The sequence below is a fragment of the Streptomyces sp. NPDC001339 genome (assembly GCF_042895955.1).
In the GTDB taxonomy this organism is placed as follows: domain Bacteria; phylum Actinomycetota; class Actinomycetes; order Streptomycetales; family Streptomycetaceae; genus Streptomyces.
Genome location: NZ_JBIAWT010000004.1, coordinates 62,213 through 79,979 on the forward strand (window position 1 = coordinate 62,213; position 17,767 = coordinate 79,979).

At 71.3% G+C, this 17,767-nt stretch carries 14 protein-coding genes and 3 tRNA genes; 8 read left to right on the top strand and 9 right to left on the bottom strand.

Translation table 11 applies throughout. From position 1 onward, the window contains the following. Window position 1: 1 nt before the first annotated feature. From purF to purS, 5 genes are all read right to left on the bottom strand, one after another. Window positions 2-1,561, bottom strand: coding sequence for an amidophosphoribosyltransferase (gene purF / locus ACFY12_RS12445; RefSeq protein ID WP_390715754.1), 1,560 nt, complete (start codon window positions 1,559-1,561; stop codon window positions 2-4). Between the two features lie 247 nt (window positions 1,562-1,808). Further along, complete coding sequence (locus tag ACFY12_RS12450) at window positions 1,809-2,387, bottom strand: sterol carrier family protein (protein WP_390715755.1); 579 nt, start codon at window positions 2,385-2,387, stop codon at window positions 1,809-1,811. Between the two features lie 266 nt (window positions 2,388-2,653). Next, window positions 2,654-4,921, bottom strand: a complete 2,268-nt coding sequence (gene purL / locus ACFY12_RS12455) for a phosphoribosylformylglycinamidine synthase subunit PurL (protein ID WP_390715756.1) — start codon at window positions 4,919-4,921, stop codon at window positions 2,654-2,656. Next, a complete protein-coding gene (gene purQ / locus ACFY12_RS12460) occupies window positions 4,918-5,598 on the bottom strand; it encodes a phosphoribosylformylglycinamidine synthase subunit PurQ (protein WP_390715757.1) in 681 nt (226 codons plus the stop codon). Before purQ ends, purL begins: the two co-directional genes overlap by 4 nt. Beyond that, window positions 5,595-5,858 (bottom strand): phosphoribosylformylglycinamidine synthase subunit PurS, encoded by a 264-nt coding sequence (purS, locus tag ACFY12_RS12465; protein WP_390715758.1) that lies wholly within the window; start codon window positions 5,856-5,858, stop codon window positions 5,595-5,597. Before purS ends, purQ begins: the two co-directional genes overlap by 4 nt. Before the next feature lie 298 nt (window positions 5,859-6,156). On the opposite strand from purS, the gene ACFY12_RS12470 reads away from it, so the two are divergent. The 8 genes from ACFY12_RS12470 to ACFY12_RS12505 all read left to right on the top strand — a co-directional run bounded on the left by ACFY12_RS12470 (window position 6,157) and on the right by ACFY12_RS12505 (window position 10,983). Next, a complete protein-coding gene (locus ACFY12_RS12470) occupies window positions 6,157-6,477 on the top strand; it encodes an Lsr2 family protein (RefSeq protein ID WP_390716254.1) in 321 nt (106 codons plus the stop codon). Between the two features lie 119 nt (window positions 6,478-6,596). Next, window positions 6,597-6,668: transfer RNA gene (locus ACFY12_RS12475), tRNA-Gly, on the top strand. Between the two features lie 75 nt (window positions 6,669-6,743). After that, window positions 6,744-6,816, top strand: a tRNA-Gly gene (locus tag ACFY12_RS12480). A 159-nt stretch (window positions 6,817-6,975) separates the two neighbouring features. Beyond that, window positions 6,976-8,040, top strand: a complete 1,065-nt coding sequence (locus ACFY12_RS12485) for an ABC transporter ATP-binding protein (RefSeq protein WP_390715759.1) — start codon at window positions 6,976-6,978, stop codon at window positions 8,038-8,040. Window positions 8,041-8,048: 8 nt separating this feature from the next. Continuing rightward, complete coding sequence (locus tag ACFY12_RS12490) at window positions 8,049-8,867, top strand: ABC transporter permease (protein ID WP_390715760.1); 819 nt, start codon at window positions 8,049-8,051, stop codon at window positions 8,865-8,867. Window positions 8,868-8,977: 110 nt separating this feature from the next. Beyond that, a complete protein-coding gene (locus tag ACFY12_RS12495; protein ID WP_390715761.1) occupies window positions 8,978-10,231 on the top strand; it encodes a histidine kinase in 1,254 nt (417 codons plus the stop codon). 23 nt (window positions 10,232-10,254) lie between these two features. Further along, window positions 10,255-10,857, top strand: coding sequence for a response regulator (locus tag ACFY12_RS12500; RefSeq protein ID WP_390716255.1), 603 nt, complete (start codon window positions 10,255-10,257; stop codon window positions 10,855-10,857). Window positions 10,858-10,910: 53 nt separating this feature from the next. Next, a tRNA-Gly gene (locus tag ACFY12_RS12505) sits at window positions 10,911-10,983 on the top strand. A 54-nt stretch (window positions 10,984-11,037) separates the two neighbouring features. On the opposite strand, the gene ACFY12_RS12510 is transcribed toward ACFY12_RS12505, so the two are convergent. The 4 genes from ACFY12_RS12510 to purD form a co-directional block, all read right to left on the bottom strand. Further along, on the bottom strand, window positions 11,038-11,937 hold the full coding sequence (locus tag ACFY12_RS12510; protein ID WP_390715762.1) for a phosphoribosylaminoimidazolesuccinocarboxamide synthase: 900 nt from the start codon (window positions 11,935-11,937) through the stop codon (window positions 11,038-11,040). 310 nt (window positions 11,938-12,247) lie between these two features. Continuing rightward, window positions 12,248-13,726, bottom strand: coding sequence for a N,N-dimethylformamidase beta subunit family domain-containing protein (locus tag ACFY12_RS12515; protein ID WP_390715763.1), 1,479 nt, complete (start codon window positions 13,724-13,726; stop codon window positions 12,248-12,250). Window positions 13,727-14,017: 291 nt separating this feature from the next. Further along, window positions 14,018-15,880, bottom strand: coding sequence for a hypothetical protein (locus ACFY12_RS12520; protein ID WP_390715764.1), 1,863 nt, complete (start codon window positions 15,878-15,880; stop codon window positions 14,018-14,020). A gap of 490 nt (window positions 15,881-16,370) precedes the next feature. After that, window positions 16,371-17,639: a phosphoribosylamine--glycine ligase gene (gene purD, locus ACFY12_RS12525; RefSeq protein WP_390715765.1), complete on the bottom strand. Its 1,269-nt coding sequence runs from the start codon at window positions 17,637-17,639 to the stop codon at window positions 16,371-16,373. Window positions 17,640-17,767: the final 128 nt, after the last annotated feature.

Below are 17,767 nucleotides of genomic sequence, written 5' to 3' on the forward strand. Positions count from 1 at the left end.
TCTACGGGCGACGCAGCGCGTCGGCGCCGCCGACCCCGGCCGTGAGCGTCTGGACGCCGTCCAGGTCCGGCTTGGCCCGGGCCGTGGTCTCCGACTCCAGGAGGTGCTTGCCGAGCAGCTCAGGGTCGGGCAGCTCCATCGGGTACTCCCCGTCGAAGCACGCGCGGCAGAGGTTCGGCTTGGCGATCGCGGTCGCCTCGATCATGCCGTCGATGGAGATGTACGCGAGCGAATCGGCGCCCAGCGACTTGCCGATCTCCTCGACGCTCAGCCCGTTGGCGATCAGTTCCGCGCGGGTGGCGAAGTCGATGCCGAAGAAGCACGGCCACTTGATCGGCGGGGACGAGATCCGGATGTGCACCTCGGCGGCGCCGGCCTCGCGCAGCATCCGCACCAGGGCGCGCTGGGTGTTGCCGCGGACGATCGAGTCGTCGACGACCACCAGCCGCTTGCCGCGGATGACTTCCTTCAGCGGGTTCAGCTTCAGCCGGATGCCCAGCTGGCGGATGGTCTGCGAGGGCTGGATGAAGGTCCGACCGACGTAGGAGTTCTTGACCAGGCCGGAACCGTACGGGATGCCGCTGGCCTCGGCGTATCCGACGGCGGCCGGGGTGCCGGACTCCGGCGTCGCTATCACCAGGTCCGCGTCGGCGGGCGCCTCGGCGGCCAGCCTGCGGCCCATCTCCACACGGGAGAGGTACACGTTGCGGCCGGCGATGTCGGTGTCCGGACGGGCGAGGTAGACGTACTCGAAGACGCAGCCCTTGGGGCGGGCCTCGGCGAAGCGGCTGCTGCGCAGGCCGTCCTCGTCGATGGCGACCAGTTCGCCGGGCTCGATCTCCCGGATGAAGCTGGCGCCGACGATGTCCAGGGCGGCGCTCTCGGAGGCCACCACCCAGCCGCGCTCCAGGCGGCCGAGGACCAGCGGGCGGATGCCCTGCGGGTCGCGGGCGGCGTAGAGCGTGTGCTCGTCCATGAAGCAGAGCGAGAAGGCGCCCTTGACCTTGGGGAGCACGCGGGGCGCGGCCTCCTCGACGGTCAGCGGCTTGCCGTCCTCGTCGACCTGGCCGGCCAGCAGCGCGGTCACCAGGTCGGTGTCGTTGGTGGCCGCGACCTGGGTGGCCCGGCCGCCCTCACGGGGCAGCGCGGCGACCATGTCGGCCAGCTCCGCGGTGTTGACCAGGTTGCCGTTGTGGCCGAGCGCGATCGAACCGTGCGCGGTGGCGCGGAACGTCGGCTGGGCGTTCTCCCACACCGAGGCACCGGTGGTGGAGTAGCGGGCATGGCCCACGGCGATATGGCCCTGGAGGGAGCCGAGGGAAGTCTCGTCGAAGACCTGGGAAACCAGGCCCATGTCCTTGAAAACGAGGATCTGGGAGCCGTTGCTCACTGCGATGCCCGCGGACTCCTGTCCACGGTGCTGCAGCGCGTACAGCCCGAAATAGGTGAGTTTGGAGACCTCTTCACCCGGAGCCCAGACACCGAAGACGCCGCATGCGTCCTGGGGGCCCTTCTCGCCGGGGAGCAGGTCGTGGCTGAGTCGTCCGTCACCACGTGGCACGCCCCCGAGTCTAGGGCAGGTCGAGGATTCATCCGAACCGGGGATGCCCCGCGATATGGACGAGCCTATGAACGGCCCATCCCGCGCGGCAGCCATATGCACTCTGAGCTGCGCCTTTGCATGACACCGGGCGGCTTGGGGCCGGTGCTCCAGAGCCTGCGCCTCAGGGCCGGCGCTTCAGGGCTTGTGACTCAGGGCTCGTGCTTCAGGGCCTGTGCCTCAGGGCCCGTGCTTCAGGGCCCGTACTTCAGGGCCTGTGCCGGAAGGCCCGCACCGGGAGGTACGGGCCGAGGTCGGCCCGTTCCCCGCTGGCGCTGAGGCTCGCCGCGTCCAGCGCCTCGTCCCAGGTCGTCCGCCCCGTGGCGAGCCGCATCCAGGTCAGCGGGTCGGTCTCGACGATGTTCGGCGGCGTGCCGCGGGTGTGCCGGGGCCCCTCCACGCACTGCACCACGGCGAACGGCGGCACCCGGACCTCGACCGATCCGCCGGGCGCCGCGGCCGCCAGCGCATCGGCCAGCAGCCGGGTGGCGGTGGCCAGCGCCTGGCGGTCGTAGGGGATCTCCACACCGGTCGCCGCCGCCAGGTCATCGGTGTACCCGACGAGCTCGACGCACCGGGCGACCAGCTGGTCGCCGGAGACGGCCGGGAGGGCCTCGATCTGCCCGGCCAGCTCCCGCACGGTCCGGCCGCCGACGCGGGTGGGCAGGGCGAGCTGCTCGGGAGTGAGGCCATGGACGGCCTCCCGTACGTTTCCGAGCTGTGCGAGCACGGCGGCCCGGGTCTTGTCGGGGTCGTAGGTGCGCGCACGCTTCTTCGCCGGGGACATGGCAGCGAGCGTAATCGCTCCTCCCCGGGGCCGAACTCGTCCTCCGTGGGCGGGAGTCGTGAGGGGCCGACCGCTCCACCGTGGCGGAGGCGAACGCGGAGGTGAACGCGGCCAGGCCCCGTACGTGCCCCCGAGGAGGGGGCCGTACAGGGCCTTCACGCGCGTACGCCACACACGTCGTTACGCGAGCAGGTACGCCTTACGCGTGTACGCCGTACCCGTACTTACTTACGCGAGCAGCGCAAGGATCGTGCCCTCGTACTTACTTACGCGAGCAGCGCGGGGATCGTGCCCTCGTGGGCCTCCCGCAGCTCGGCCAGGGGGAGCGCGAACTGGCCCTGCACCTCGACCACTGCATCTGAATCGGGCGCAGCACCGTCCACCACACCGATCCGCGTGGCCGGCAGCCCCCGCGCACCGCACATGTCGGTGAAGCGGAGCTCCTCGCTGCGCGGGACGGCGACGACGGCGCGGCCCGCCGACTCGGAGAAGAGGAACACGAACGGGTCGAGGCCGTCGGGGACCACCAGACGGGCGCCCTTGCCGCCCCGCAGGCACGATTCGACCACGGCCTGGATCAGGCCACCGTCGGAGAGGTCGTGCGCCGCGTCGATCATGCCGTCTCGGGAGGCCGAGATGAGGATCTCCGCGAGCAGCCGCTCCCGCTCCAGGTCGACCTTCGGCGGCAGACCGCCGAGGTGGTCGTGGACCGCCTGCGACCAGGCCGAACCGCCCAGCTCCTCGCGGGTGTCACCCAGGAGGTAGAGGAGGTGGCCCTCGTCCGCGAACGCGATCGGGGTGCGGCGGCTGATGTCGTCGATCACGCCGAGCACCGCGACGACCGGCGTCGGGTGGATCGCGGTGTCTCCCGTCTGGTTGTAGAGGGAGACATTGCCGCCGGTGACCGGCGTGCCGAGGGTCTGGCAGGCGTCCGCCAGCCCTCGGGTGGCCTCGGCGAACTGCCACATCACGGCCGGGTCCTCGGGCGAACCGAAGTTCAGGCAGTCGGACACGGCCAGCGGCTTGGCGCCGGAGGCGGCGACATTGCGGTACGCCTCGGCCAGCGCCAGCTGCGCACCCGCGTACGGGTCGAGCTTGGCGTATCGGCCGTTGCCGTCGGTGGCCACGGCGACGCCGAGGTTGGTCTCCTCGTCGATCCGGACCATCCCGGAGTCCTCCGGCTGGGCCAGGACCGTGTTGCCCTGCACGAAGCGGTCGTACTGGTCGGTGATCCAGGACTTGGCGGCCTGGTTCGGGTGGGCGACCAGGGTGAGGACCTGCTCACGCAGCTCCTCGGCCGTCCGGGGGCGAGCCAGCCGGCCCGCGTCGTCGGCCTGCAGGGCGTCCTGCCAGTCCGGACGGGCGTACGGGCGGTGGTACGTCGGGCCCTCGTGGGCGACGGTGCCCGGGGGCACGTCCACGATCTGCTCGCCGTGCCAGAAGATCTCCAGGCGTTCGCCGTCGGTCACCTCACCGATGACGGTGGCGATGACGTCCCACTTCTCGCAGATCTCCATGAAGCGGTCGACGTGCCGCGGCTCGACGATCGCGCACATGCGTTCCTGCGACTCGCTCATGAGGATCTCCTCGGGCGAGAGGGTCGCATCGCGCAGCGGCACGGTGTCGAGCTCGACGCGCATACCGCCGGAGCCGGCGCTCGCCAGCTCGCTGGTGGCGCAGGACAGGCCGGCGCCGCCGAGGTCTTGAATGCCGGTGACCAGCTTCTCCTTGAAGATCTCCAGAGTGCACTCGATGAGCAGCTTCTCCTGGAAGGGGTCGCCGACCTGGACGGCGGGCCGCTTGGTCGGGCCCTGGTCCGTAAAGGTCTCGGAGGCGAGGACGGACACGCCGCCGATGCCGTCGCCGCCGGTGCGGGCGCCGTAGAGGATCACCTTGTTGCCGGCGCCGGACGCCTTGGCGAGATGGATGTCCTCATGCTTCATCACGCCGACACACAGGGCGTTGACCAGCGGGTTTCCCTGGTAGCAGGGGTCGAAGACAGCTTCGCCGCCGATGTTGGGCAGGCCCAGGCAGTTGCCGTAGCCGCCGATGCCCGCGACCACGCCCGGCAGGACGCGCTTGGTGTCGGGGTGGTCGGCGGCGCCGAAGCGCAGCGGGTCCATCACGGCGACCGGGCGGGCGCCCATCGCGAGGATGTCGCGCACGATGCCGCCGACGCCGGTGGCCGCGCCCTGGTAAGGCTCGATGTACGAGGGGTGGTTGTGCGATTCGACCTTGAAGGTGACCGCGTAGCCCTGACCGACGTCGACCACACCGGCGTTCTCGCCGATGCCGACGAGCAGGGCGTCGTTCTTGGGGGCCTTCTCGCCGAACTGCTTCAGGTGCACCTTGCTCGACTTGTACGAGCAGTGCTCGGACCACATGACCGAGTACATGGCGAGCTCGGCACCCGTAGGACGGCGGCCGAGGATCTCCCGGATGCGCGCGTACTCGTCCTGCTTGAGGCCGAGTTCGGCCCACGGCTGCTCGGTCTCGGGCGTCTGCTCAGCGTGCTTGACCGTGTCGAGCGTCATGCGTTGACCAACTTCTTCAGGATCGAGGTGAAGAATCCGAGGCCGTCGGTCCGGCCCGTACCGATCAGCGGCTCGGCGGCGTGCTCGGGGTGCGGCATGAGGCCGACGATGTTGCCCGCCTCGTTGGTGATGCCGGCGATGTCGCGGAGCGAGCCGTTGGGGTTGCCGTCCAGGTAGCGGAACGCGACCCGGCCCTCGGCCTCCAGCATGTCGAGGGTGCGCTCGTCGGCGACGTACCGGCCGTCGATGTTCTTCAGCGGTACGGAGATCTCCTGGCCGGCCGTGTAGTCGGTGGTCCAGGCGGTGTCCGCGTTCTCCACCCGCAGCTTCTGGTCGCGGCAGATGAAGTGCAGACCGTCGTTGCGCAGCATGGCGCCGGGCAGCAGGTGGGTCTCGGTGAGCACCTGGAAGCCGTTGCAGATGCCGAGGACCGGCATACCGGCCCTGGCCTGCTCGATCACGGTCTCCATCACCGGCGAGAACCGGGAGATGGCCCCGGCCCGCAGGTAGTCGCCGTAGGAGAAACCGCCGGGCAGCACGACGGCGTCGACCTGCTTGAGGTCCTTGTCCCGGTGCCACAGCGGCACCGCTTCGGCGCCGGCCAGCCGGACCACGCGCTGGGTGTCGCGGTCGTCGAGCGTGCCGGGGAAGGTGATGACTCCGATGCGCGAGGTCATGATCCGGCTCCGGCCGGCTCATCGACGCGGACCGTGAAGTCTTCGATGACGGTATTGGCGAGGAAGGTCTCGGCCATCTCGTGGATGCGAGCGAGGGCGGCCTCGTCGACCGGGCCCTCCACCTCGAGTTCGAAACGCTTGCCCTGACGGACGTCGGTGATTCCTTCGAAGCCCAGGCGTGGCAGTGCACGCTGCACCGCCTGGCCCTGGGGGTCGAGGATCTCCGGCTTGAGCATGACGTCGACTACGACGCGTGCCACTGGCACTCCCGGTGGTGTGGTGCGTAAGCGGTTCCCTCACAGTACCGTGTTCGAAAATCTACGCGCATAGATATACAGCGGCCCCGATCACGGCCAGGTATCGGCCCGAGCACTCCAAGGGAAAATCATCGAAAAGATCCCGAGTCCGGATTGCGGGAAGACACGCTGACGAAATTAACTGGGCTTCACAATGCAATGCCCATCGCTGTACAAATGAAAAAGCATTGATCCCAATCAGCCGGATCCGGGGCATCACCCCATGTCAACAAGGGGTAGCTCCATGAAAGGACCGATATCCGTGGCGCAGCGCGTAGTAGTAACGCTCTCCGATGACATCGACGGAGGAGAAGCCGCAGAGACGGTCATCTTCGGTTTGGACGGGAAGTCGTACGAGATCGACCTCAATCCCGCCAATGCGAAGAAACTGCGCGGCGCCCTCGCTCCCTTCATCGAGGCCGGCCGCAAGCGGGCCAAGTCCGGCAAGGCGTACCACCGGACCGCGGTGACCCCCGACCCGGCGGCCGTCCGGGCCTGGGCACGTTCGCACCAGATGGACGTCCCGCCGCGCGGCCGGATCCCCAAGAAGGTCTACGAGGCCTTCAACGCGGCCAACCACTAACCGACTTGCCGGCATCGCTCGGGCCGGGCGGAGCGGAGTTGCACAGCACCCCCACTGATCAGCTAGAGTCTGGAGCACGCCGAGGGGCGAGGCCGGAAGGCCGGACCTCACGGAGTCACGCGGGTGTAGCTCAGTAGTAGAGCGCCCCCTTTCCAAGGGGGAGGCGCAGTGTGCAATCCCTGTCACCCGCTCTGACAGTCTCGACCACTCCATTGGATCAGGTAGAGTAGCTGTCGCGCCGCTCGGTGAAAGCCGAGTGGATGCCTGCGGACGTAGCTCAGTTGGTAGAGCGCAACCTTGCCAAGGTTGAGGTCGCGAGTTCGAGCCTCGTCGTCCGCTCAGAAAGAGAAGGCCCCGGTCATCATGACCGGGGCCTTCTGCATTCCTGAGCCATCACCTTCCTCGCCGCTCCCCCTGGTGATCACAACTGACATTTGTCATCAGCTGCGATGACAGGCCGCACGGCCCGGAATCATGATCCGGCGGGACGCTGTAGTCATGAACATCGGGGAGAAAAACATCGGGGGTGCGGGGCGCTCCGGGGCGGGGTCCGGCACGGGATCCGGCGCCGCCGTGATCGACGTCACAGGGCTGCGCAGGTCGTACGGCAACGCCGGGCATGCGGCGCGTAAACGGGGGCAGCGGGGGCGGAGCGCGCCGGGCGAAGGGGGCCCGCCGGCCGGGAAGTCGGGTTTCGAGGCCGTGCGGGGGGTCGATTTCTCGGTCGCACGCGGGGAGCTGTTCGCCCTGCTGGGGACGAACGGCGCGGGCAAGACCTCCACCCTCGAGCTGCTGGAGGGGCTGGCCGCGCCCACGGGCGGGCAGGTCCGGGTCCTGGGGCACGATCCGTTCCGTGAGCGGGCCGCGATCCGGCCCCGGATCGGCGTGATGCTGCAGGAGGGCGGCTTTCCGTCCGAGCTGACTCCGGCGGAGACCGTCCGGATGTGGGCGGGGTGCACCAGCGGGGCGCGGCCGGTCGAGGAGGCGCTGAGCTGGGTGGGGCTGACGCAGCGCAAGGACGTACGGGTCAAGCAGCTGTCCGGTGGTGAGCGGCGGCGGCTGGATCTGGCGCTGGCGCTGCTGGGGGAACCGGACGTGCTGTTCCTGGACGAGCCCACGACCGGGCTGGACACCGAAGCGCGCCATGAGACCTGGGAACTGGTCCGTGAGCTGCGCGACAGAGGCGCCACGATCGTGCTGACCACGCACTATCTGGAGGAGGCCGAGGAGCTGGCGGACCGGCTGGCGATCATGCACAAGGGGCGGATAGCGGCGGCCGGACACGTCACGGATGTCGTCGCCGCACACCCCTCGCGCATCTCCTTCGAGCTGCCCGAGGGCTACCACCTCGGTGATCTCCCCCCGCTGTCGGAGCTGGGCGCGGTCAGCAATGAGACGGACGGGCACACGGTCCGGCTGTGGACCGACGAACTCCAGCGGACGGCGACCGGCGTACTGGTCTGGGCGCGGGAGAAGGGGATAGCGCTGGGCGGTCTGGACGTCCGGCAGGCATCCCTGGAAGAGGCATTTCTGCAGATTGCGAAGGGGCTGGAGAAGGAATGAGCGCAAGCGTGCAGGACGTTAGCGACACGGTACGCACCACGGTACGCACCGGAGCGCAGGCACCGGTCGGTGCCACAGCACGTCTTCTCTCCCTGGGGCGGGCGGAGTTGACACTGCTCGGCCGCAACAAGTCCGCGCTGTACACCTCGCTGTTCATCCCCTTCGTCATGGGTTTCGCCATGAAACGGGTAGTCGCGGATATGCCGCTGGACAGCGTGGGACTCACGGTCGGCACGATGCTGCTGCCCGCCACCCTCGGATACGTCCTGCTCTTCGGCATCTACTCCACGCTGACCGGCGCCTACGTCGCCCGGCGCGAAGAGCTGGTCCTCAAGCGGCTGCGCACGGGAGAGCTGCGGGACGGGGAGATACTCGCCGGCACGGCCCTGCCCTCGGTGCTCCTGGGAGTGGCGCAGTGCGTCATCCTCGTGGCCCTGGGCGGTGCGCTCCTGGACGTCGGCTTCCCCACCTCGCCGCACTTCCTGATCGCCGGGCTGGCGCTGGGCCTGGTGGTGGTCGTCGGGTTCGCGGCGGTGTCCTCGCGCCTCGCCAAGTCGACCGAGGCGGCTCAGATGGCCGTTCTGCCCTTCATGATGGTGTCGCTGATGGGTTCCGGAATGGTCGTCCCCCTCGGCGTCGTCCCGGGGGTGCTGGGCGATGTGCTCGGGCTGCTGCCGATGTCCCCGGCGATGGAGCTGATACGGGCGGGCTGGACGGGCGGCGGAAGCGCCAAGGAGATGGTGGGGCATCTGCTCACCGGCTTGGCCTGGAGCGGGATCGCACTGTTTGCTGTGCAGCGGTGGTTCCGCTGGGAACCGCGCCGCTGACGGCCGAGGGCGTCCCGGCGGCACACGACACGAGGTAACGCGAGCGGTACGACGGGGGCGGACAGCACATGTTCGGACGGGTACGGACGATATGGAAGCGGCGCAACGAGATGCGTGTGGTCGACGCCTACTTCCGGTGGACGCTCAACGGCATCCCGTGGATAGCGGCGTTCCTGACGTTGTCCGGAGTGGTGCCGGTCGCCGGCCTGACGGGCCGCCCCTTGACGATAACCCTGGCGGGAGTGGCCGCGGGGCTGAGTCTGGCGCAGGGCGGACTGGCCGCCCCCCTGTTGAAGCGCGCCCTGGACCGGTACCTCAACCGAGGGGCCACGCCGCGTGCACTGCTGCTCGTCTCGGGCCTGATCACCGTGCTCGGCGAGGCCGCACTGTGCGCGCTGCTCTGCGTCGGTGGAATCAGCGAGGAGCACCAGGCCACGGTGCTCATGGTGATTGCCGCGACCCTCACACCGTTCTACAAGGCCCACTGCCTGGTGGTGTCCAAGCGGCAGTTCCTGGGAGCGCTGGCCGGCACGGCAGCAGGTACGGGGGTCCTGCTGCCCGTGTTCACGGGCTCCTGGCTGGGTGGGCTGGGAATGGCGGCCATGGTGGCCTTCGCGGGTCTGTGGAGCTTCGTGATCGCGCGGCCCACGGGCTGGCTGCTCTCCGTGTTCTGGAAGCTGGACGAGGCGCGCGGCACCGCCTCGCGGCTCGCGGTCGCCGAGGAGCGGCTGCGGTTCGGCCGGGATCTGCACGATGTGATGGGACGGAACCTGGCGGTGATCGCGCTGAAGAGCGAGCTGGCCGTCCAGCTGGCGCAGCGGGAGCGGCCGGAGGCGGTGGCCCAGATGACGGAGGTGCAGCGGATCGCCCAGGAGTCGCAGCGGGAGATACGGGAGGTGGTACGCGGCTACCGGAAGGCGGATCTGCAGGCGGAGTTGGCCGGTGCCCGCTCGATCCTGCGCGCGGCCGGGGTCGACTGCCGTATAGAAGGCGAGGAGGGCGTACCGCTGCCGGCGGAGGTGGAATCGGCGCTCGGCTGGGTGGTCCGCGAAGGCACCACCAACGTCCTGCGGCATGCCGCGGACGTCCGGACCTGTGCGCTGCGGACCCGCATCGACCCGGAGCGCTCGATGCTCGTCATGACGATGGAGAACGACGGGGTGGGCGGTCCGGAGGCCGAGGAAGGTCCGCGGGCCGGGGAAGAAGGGGCCGCCGCGGCCGGTGCCGCCTCCGGCAGCGGCCTGAAGGGCCTGCGGGAGCGGATCCAGCCGCTGGGCGGGACTCTGACCTCGGGCCTGGTCCGCAAGGGCTCGTACCGGCTGACGGTCGAGCTGCCGATGACAACTATGGGGGCGACGGGGTGAGTGACACAGGAGGTGACGGGGTGATCCGGGTGCTGCTGGCGGACGACGAGCATCTGATCCGGGGAGCGCTGGCGGCGTTGCTCTCCCTGGAGGCCGATCTGCTGGTGGTCGCGGAGGCGGCCTCGGGGCCCGAGGCGCTGGCGATGGCCCGGGCCCACCGCCCGGATGTGGCAGTGCTGGATCTGCAGATGCCGGGGGCGGACGGTGTGGCGGTGGCCACATCTCTGCGGAAGGAACTGCCGGAGTGCCGGGCCATGATCGTCACGAGTCATGGCCGGCCGGGTCATCTGAAGAGGGCGCTGGAGGCCGGGGTCCGGGGATTCCTCCCGAAGACCGTGTCGGCGCAGCGGCTGGCGGAGATCATCCGTACCGTCCAGGCGGGAAACCGCTATGTGGACCAGGAGTTGGCGGCGGACGCGATCAGCGCCGGGGAATCACCGCTGACGGTCCGGGAGACGGAGGTGCTGGAATTCGCCGAGGCCGGGGCGCCGGTCGCGGAGATCGCCGAGCGGGCCGCGCTGTCGCCGGGGACCGTACGGAACTACCTCTCGTCGGCGACCGCGAAGCTGGGCGCGGAGAACCGTCATGCGGCGGCGCGTCTCGCACGCGAGCGAGGTTGGCTATAGTGGACCCCGCACCGCGCGGTGGCGACTGATCCCAGGAGCCCGATGCGGGGCATGCGGACGTAGCTCAGTTGGTAGAGCGCAACCTTGCCAAGGTTGAGGTCGCGAGTTCGAGCCTCGTCGTCCGCTCAAGGTGGGAAGGACCCCGGCCGGTGGCCGGGGTCCTTCTCGTTTCGCGGCTGCCTATGACCAGCTGACGCCGGTGAGGCGTTCGTAGGCCTCGATGTACTTGGCGCGGGTGCGCTCGACGATCTCCTGGGGGAGCGCGGGCGGCGGCAGCTCGCCCGTACGGTCCCAGGCCGAGGCCGGCGAGGTGAGCCAGTCACGGACGAACTGCTTGTCGAAGGACGGCTGGGGGCGGCCCGGCTCCCACTGGTCGGCGGGCCAGAAGCGCGAGGAGTCCGGGGTGAGGACCTCGTCGGCCAGGGTCAGCGCCTGCCCGTCGAAGCCGAACTCGAACTTGGTGTCCGCCAGGATGAGGCCGCGCTCACGCGCGATGTCGCGGGCCCGGCTGTAGAGGGCGAGGGTGGCCTCCCGCAACCGTCCGGCGACATCGGCGCCGACCTGCCCGGCGACCTCCTCGTAGGAGACGTTCTCATCGTGATCGCCGACGGCGGCCTTGGTGGCCGGGGTGAAGATCGGCGTGGGGAGTTCGGAACCGTCGGTGAGCCCCTCGGGGAGCGGCAGGCCGCAGACCGTACGGGACCGGCGGTACTCGACGAGGCCGGAGCCGGCGAGGTAGCCACGGGCCACGCACTCGACGGGCACCATCCGCAGCGACTTGCAGACCAGGGTGCGGCCCGCCCAGTCGGCGGGGGCCCCGGCCGGGACGTCGGTGGACAGGACGTGGTGGGGCGCGAGGTCGGAGAGCTGCTCGAACCACCACAGGGACAGCTGGGTGAGGACCCGCCCCTTGTCGGGAATCTCGGTGGGAAGCACCCAGTCGTACGCGGACATGCGGTCGCTGGCGACCATGACCAGGTCACCGGCGGCGTTCCGGTAGAGGTCGCGCACCTTGCCGGTGTGGAGGTGGGTGAGCCCCGGGACCTCCACAGGTTCAGGCTTTTCTACAAAACCGGACACGCTTCCTCCGCGTAGTTTGATCCAGGAGTCCCTCCGATTCTCCCCCATCCGGAACGCCCTTCACCTCGCGGGTCCTGCCGCAACGGCGATCAGCCGCGACGGCGAGCGTCCGGCGGCATCACGGCGAGCGTCCGGCAGCATCGACGACGGCAGAAGCGACGACTCCCCCACCCACCCAAGGGAGGGGCCGGACCGCAGGACGACAGTCCGGAGGTCCGGCCCCGCGACGTACAGCCCCGCGCAGCGGCAACAGCCCGCCGCAGGCGTAACGGTGGGAAAGCCAAAAACGCGGGAAACCGGCCATGCGCGGCTAGTCGCGTTTGCAGATGCGGTCCAACAGGTTCGCCGTGGCCCGTTGGACCCGCTCGTCGACATGGCCCGGGCGGTCCAGGGCCGGGGACCAGGCGAAGGTGCCGGAGGCGAAGACCAGGGCGCCGCTGGGGGCGCGGTAGAGGGAGGTCTCCTGGTGGCGGAGGGCGCCCTCGCCGTCGCGGTACGGGGAGTGGGCGAGCAGGATGCGGCGGGTGTGTTCGGGGAGGCTGGTGCGCGGGAAGTAGCGGTCGGCCTCGCCGGCGACCAGGCCGGGGAGTTCATCGCCTTCGTGGGCGCCGGTGGCCTCCCACAGCCAGTGGCCGCCGTTGCGGACGACCAGGGGGGCCGGTTCGGGAACGCGTCCGGCGTACTGGATGCCCATCAGGCGCTGCTCGGGATTGCCCAGTTCGCGCCAGAGGACGGGGCGGCCGGGGCCTTGGCGTTTACGGCAGGTGAGCAGGGCGTCCGGCCCCGCGGGCGAGGGGGAGAGCTCGACCTGCCAGTACATGGTGTTGGCGGAGAGGAAGACCAGGGAGGTGCCGGTGTCGCGGGCGAGCTCGACCGTACGGCGCATGGGCGCCGACCAGTACTCGTCGTGGCCGGGGAAGACCAGGCCCCGGTAGCGGGACGGATCGACCCGGCCGGCGTGCAGATCGCGGGCGTCGGCGTAGGCGAGGTCGTAGCCGTAGCGCTCGGCCCAGCGGATGAAGTCGTAGGCGTGGCCGACGTGCAGGGGCAGGCCGGCTCCGGCGTAAGGGCGGTCGAAGGAGACGGTGGTGGCCGCGTCCTGTTCGCCGAGCAGGGCGCCCTTTTCGTCCCAGGCATGGTAGAGGCTGGCGCCGGTGCGGCCGTCCTCCGGATAGAGGTTGTAGGCCTGCCAGGTGATGTCGGGCAGCAGCAGGAGCAGGTCGGCGGGGTGGTCGTCGCGGACCGTGAAGGGGATGTGGGAGCGGTGGCCGTCGGCGGTGGTCAGGACCGCGACATAGGCGCCGAGTTGCCAGTACGTCGGGACCTGGAGGCGCCAGGACAGCCACCAGTGGTGGCAGGAGACCGTGCGGTCGACGGCCAGCGGGGGCGGCTGGACGATGCCGGACAGCCGCGGGCTGGTGGTGATCTTGGCGGCTCCGGCGCCGGCGTAGTGGCCGATGCGGTAGACGTCGATGCTGAACGGCTGCGGCGGGTCGACCGAGACCCGGAAGTCGATGGCGTCGCCGGGGGCCACCGCGCCGGTGCCGGCGAAGCCCTTGATCTGGCGGCGGACGTCATCGGCGGTCCGCGGGCCGTTGTGCTTGCGGGGAGCAGGCAGCCGCGGATCTCCCTGGGCCGCCACGGAGTCGACGTACCAGGGGACGACGCGGCCGGAGTCGAAGTAGCCCTCGCTGCCGCGCAGCCAGGGCAGCGGCCCCTGCCCGAACGGGTCCGTGACCGCGTGGGCGAGGGCGCCGGACTCCCAGCGCCTGATCCGTTCCGTCGCCACCTTCCGCTCCCCTCCCGCGTCCCCCATTGGTCGCGGCCGATCGGGCCGGTATTGCATCCGGCCGGGTGAACCCGGCCATCCCCCCAGCACATCACATTACGCGCTCGCTCCGTCACCCTTCGTTGTGAATTTAGGCGCCTTGACCCCCGAAAAGCGAACTGGAAGAGAACATTCAGCCGGGGAATCGAAGGGTGGCGGGTGACGGGGCCGCACTTCTGTTCGCGCCCCGGCGATGCCGACGGCGCGCGGCCGGGCGCACGCCCCGGCGCGCGGCCCGGCCCACCACCCGGGTCACACCAGCCGGACCGGCTTCTCGGGGCGCACGCCGACCGTGGTCAGCCAGCCGCGGAGCGGTTCCGCGTCGCCGTCGTCGACCAGGCTGAGCACGGGGCTGCCCAGGTCGGCCCGGCGGGCGCCGTCGACCAGCAGCGCCGGGCCGTCCAGCCAGTCGAGGCCGGGCACGGCGCCGGCGGTGTCGACGGCGGCGCAGCAGACCATGGCCGTGACGTGGTCGGCGAGCAGCTCGCGGCCCGTACGGGGCGGCTGCAGCGGAAATAGCGGGAGACCGCCCTCGACCATGCCGTCGCCCCAGGCCACGCCGAGCGCGGCGTCCTGTGCGGTGCGGTCGCCGCAGGCGGCCTGGCGCGCCGCCTCCTCCCGCTCGACCTCGGCGCCCAGGCGGGCGGCGACCAGGTCGCCGGCGCCCTCGTCATGGGCGAGCCGGTCGATGACCCGGGCCAGGGTGGGGCCCTGGGGCGGCGCCATCGGCTCGTCGGTGCGGTGGTGGTCGGCGGGGGCGGCCGCGGGGCTCGCGGGGGCGGCCGAAGGGCCGGCGGGGTGGCCGTCGCCGGGCGGACGGGCCACGGGCCGGTGGCCGGCAGGCGTACGGGCCGCACTGCCCGCGTACGAGAGGGGCGGGGCGGCCGGAGCGGGGTCCGGCGCCGCGGCGGGGGCGGCCTTCAGGGGCAGCGCCGGAAGCTCGTCGAGGACGCGGTGGAGGCGGGCGGCCTCCAGGCGCCACTTCCGGTCGACGACCTCCTCCGGGTACTGGTGCCAGCCGACCGGCGACCAGTCGGGTCCCGGTTCGGGCGGGCCGCCGTGGAAGAGGCGGGCGGCCAGCAAGGAGGCCGCCCGGTCGACGGCGCCCGGCTCCTCCAGGAGATCGCAGGCGGGGCGCTCGCCCAGACGGGCGGCGAAGCCGTCGGCGAGGCGGTCGCGGCGGGAGAGTTCGGTGAGCGCGGAGACCACACCGGCGTCCAGCCGGGAGGGCCAGCGGCCCATCCGCCAGGCGGGCAGCGCGACCCGGGTCAGCAGCCGGTCCCAGCCCGCGTAGGCGAGGCCGACCTGCTCCTGGGCGACGATCCGCAGGCCGTAGTCGACGGTCTGAGCGCGCTCGGAGGCGGCGGCCGCGACGGCCCGCTCCATGATCGTGGCGTGCTCGCGGCAGGCCCGCAGCAGCATCCGGGCGACCCGGCCGGCGAAGCGGAGCGTCGGTCCGCGGAAGAGACCGCGGGCGCGGGCGGCGTCCGCGACGGCGGCGTCCAGGCCACGGATGAAGCGGCGGGCGGCGGCTATGTCCGGATGCGCGGAGGGGCCGGTGCCGGCGACGACCGGGGCCAGCAGGGCGCGCAGTTCGGCGACCCGCATCCACCACAGGAACGGCGAGCCGATGACCAGGACCGGGGCCTCGGGGGCCACCCGGCGGGCCTCGGCCGGGGCGGGCCGGTCGCGATGGGGCGGGCGGTGGGAGCGGTGCGTACGGTCCTCCAGCCAGCTGTCGCAGTCCGGCGTGAGGGCTATCGAGGACGGCGCGGGCACCTCCAGCCGCTCGGCCAGGTCACGTACCAGCCGGTAGAGGCCGGGGGCCGACTTCTCGGAGATCGGCACCGAGGGGCTGAGCGCGGGCCGGGCGCGCGCGACGACGCCGGTGACCAGCGCCGCCAGCAGCAGGCTGACCACCGCGAGACCGCCGGCGGCCCAGCGGACGAGGTCCCAGCCGCCGCCCGCGCCGAGCCGGCCGGTCGCCCGGCCGGCGGACAGCACCACCGCCACGGCGGCGGGCAGCAGCGCCACCGCCAGCGCGGCACCGCGGATCCGCAGCACGGCGAGGGCGCGGGCACGCGCCGCCAGAACGCCTGTTTCCGGACCTGCCACGGGTGTTTCCGGACTTGCCACGGGCCTGTACACCCCCTGCTGTCCTGCTGGAGCCGGACGGAGAGAACACGGGACGGACGCCTTCGAACATTGCGCGGTGTGGCATCGCGCGTTGTTCTTCGCGCGTTGTGCGGTGCGAGCGAGCTCGCCCACCACCACTGTGGCACTGGCCACTGACATCGCAATGCCGGTGAGCCACTTGCCGGACGTCCCCGCGGCAGACGTGCCGCAGAACGGCACGGCGACCGCAGGACGCTTGCGCCGCACCCTAGTTGGGGGTGTGGGTCTCGTCAGCCGGAATCTGGTGTGGTCACTCGATGGAATGGCTTTGGGCAAAGCCGGGAACCTGTGTGGCCCGGAACCCGTTTGCCCGGGCTCCGGAAAGCCGTGGCCCAGGCCGCGTCACCATGTGCCCAGATGCGCCCAGGCGCCCGCCGCGCCCGGGCCGCGCCACCGTCCCCGGGCGCCCCGCGCCCGGTACGCAGCCGCGTCAGGCGCCCGCCGCCACGTCCGCCGCGACCTTGGCGGCGATGTCCGTACGGTGCTGGGACCCCTCCAGGGAGATCCGGTCCACCGCGCGGTAGGCGCGCCGGCGGGCGACGGTGAGATCGGCGCCGGTGGCGGTGACCGACAGCACCCGGCCGCCCGCGCTGCGCACCGCGCCCGCCTCGTCGCGCTTGGTGCCGGCGTGCAGGACGTACGCCTCCGGCGCGTCCTGCGCGGCGACCTCGGCCAGCCCCTCGATGACATCGCCGGTGCGCGGCGTCCCCGGGTAGTTGTGGGAGGCGATGACGACCGTCACAGCGGCATCGTCGCTCCAGCGCAGCGGCGGCAGGGCGGCGAGCTCGCCGGTGGCGGCGGCGCGCAGCAGACCGCCGAGCGGGGTTCTGAGGCGGGCGAGCACGACCTGGGTCTCCGGGTCGCCGAAGCGGGCGTTGAACTCGATCACCCGCACCCCGCGTGAGGTGATCGCCAGGCCCGCGTAGAGCAGCCCGGAGAACGGGGTGCCGCGGCGGCGCAGCTCGTCCACCGTGGGCTGCAGGACCTTGGCCATGACCTCCTCGACCAGCTGGGGGTCGGCCCAGGGCAGCGGGCTGTACGCGCCCATACCGCCGGTGTTCGGCCCCTTGTCGCCGTCGTAGGCGCGCTTGAAGTCCTGGGCGGGCTGCAGCGGGACGACGGTCTCCCCGTCGGTGACCGCGAAGAGCGAGACCTCCGGACCGTCGAGGAACTCCTCGATCACCACGCGGTCGCAGGCCAGCGCATGGGCCCGGGCGGCCTCGACGTCCTCGGTGACGACGACGCCCTTGCCGGCCGCCAGGCCGTCGTCCTTGACGACGTACGGCGCCCCGAAGGCGTCCAGGGCGCGGTCGATCTCCTCCGGGGTGGCGCAGACGTAGCTGCGCGCCGTGGGGACCGCCGCGGCGGCCATCACGTCCTTGGCGAACGCCTTGGAGCCCTCAAGCTGGGCGGCCTGGGCCGAGGGGCCGAAGACCGGGATGCCGCGCTCGCGTACGGCGTCCGCGACACCCGCCACCAGCGGGGCCTCGGGGCCGACGACGACCAGATCGGCCTCCAGGCCGGCGGCGAGGTCGGCGACGGCCTGGCCGTCGAGGGCGTTGACCCCGTGCAATTCGGCCACCTCGGCGATACCGGCGTTGCCGGGGGCGCAGTGCAGCGCGGTGACGTGGGGGTCGAGGGACAGAGAGCGGCACAGGGCGTGTTCGCGGGCGCCGCCGCCGATGACGAGGACCTTCACGGTGGCAGCCTAGACGAACGCACCAAGCGGCCGGACGTCGCCCTTCCCCGGATCACACAAAGGCGGCACGGTGGCCGGAATCCGCCACCGGTACCGCGGACCCTTCCGCCGATACGACGGGATCCTCC

Bases quoted from the DNA above. Each gene is read 5' to 3' on its own strand.
- ACFY12_RS12450 (WP_390715755.1), bottom strand. From the start codon at position 2,387: ATGTCCCCGGCGAAGAAGCGTGCGCGCACCTACGACCCCGACAAGACC.
- purL (WP_390715756.1), bottom strand. From the start codon at position 4,921: ATGACGCTCGACACGGTCAAGCACGCTGAGCAGACGCCCGAGACCGAG.
- purQ (WP_390715757.1), bottom strand. From the start codon at position 5,598: ATGACCTCGCGCATCGGAGTCATCACCTTCCCCGGCACGCTCGACGAC.
- ACFY12_RS12485 (WP_390715759.1), top strand. From the start codon at position 6,976: ATGAACATCGGGGAGAAAAACATCGGGGGTGCGGGGCGCTCCGGGGCG.
- ACFY12_RS12495 (WP_390715761.1), top strand. From the start codon at position 8,978: ATGCGTGTGGTCGACGCCTACTTCCGGTGGACGCTCAACGGCATCCCG.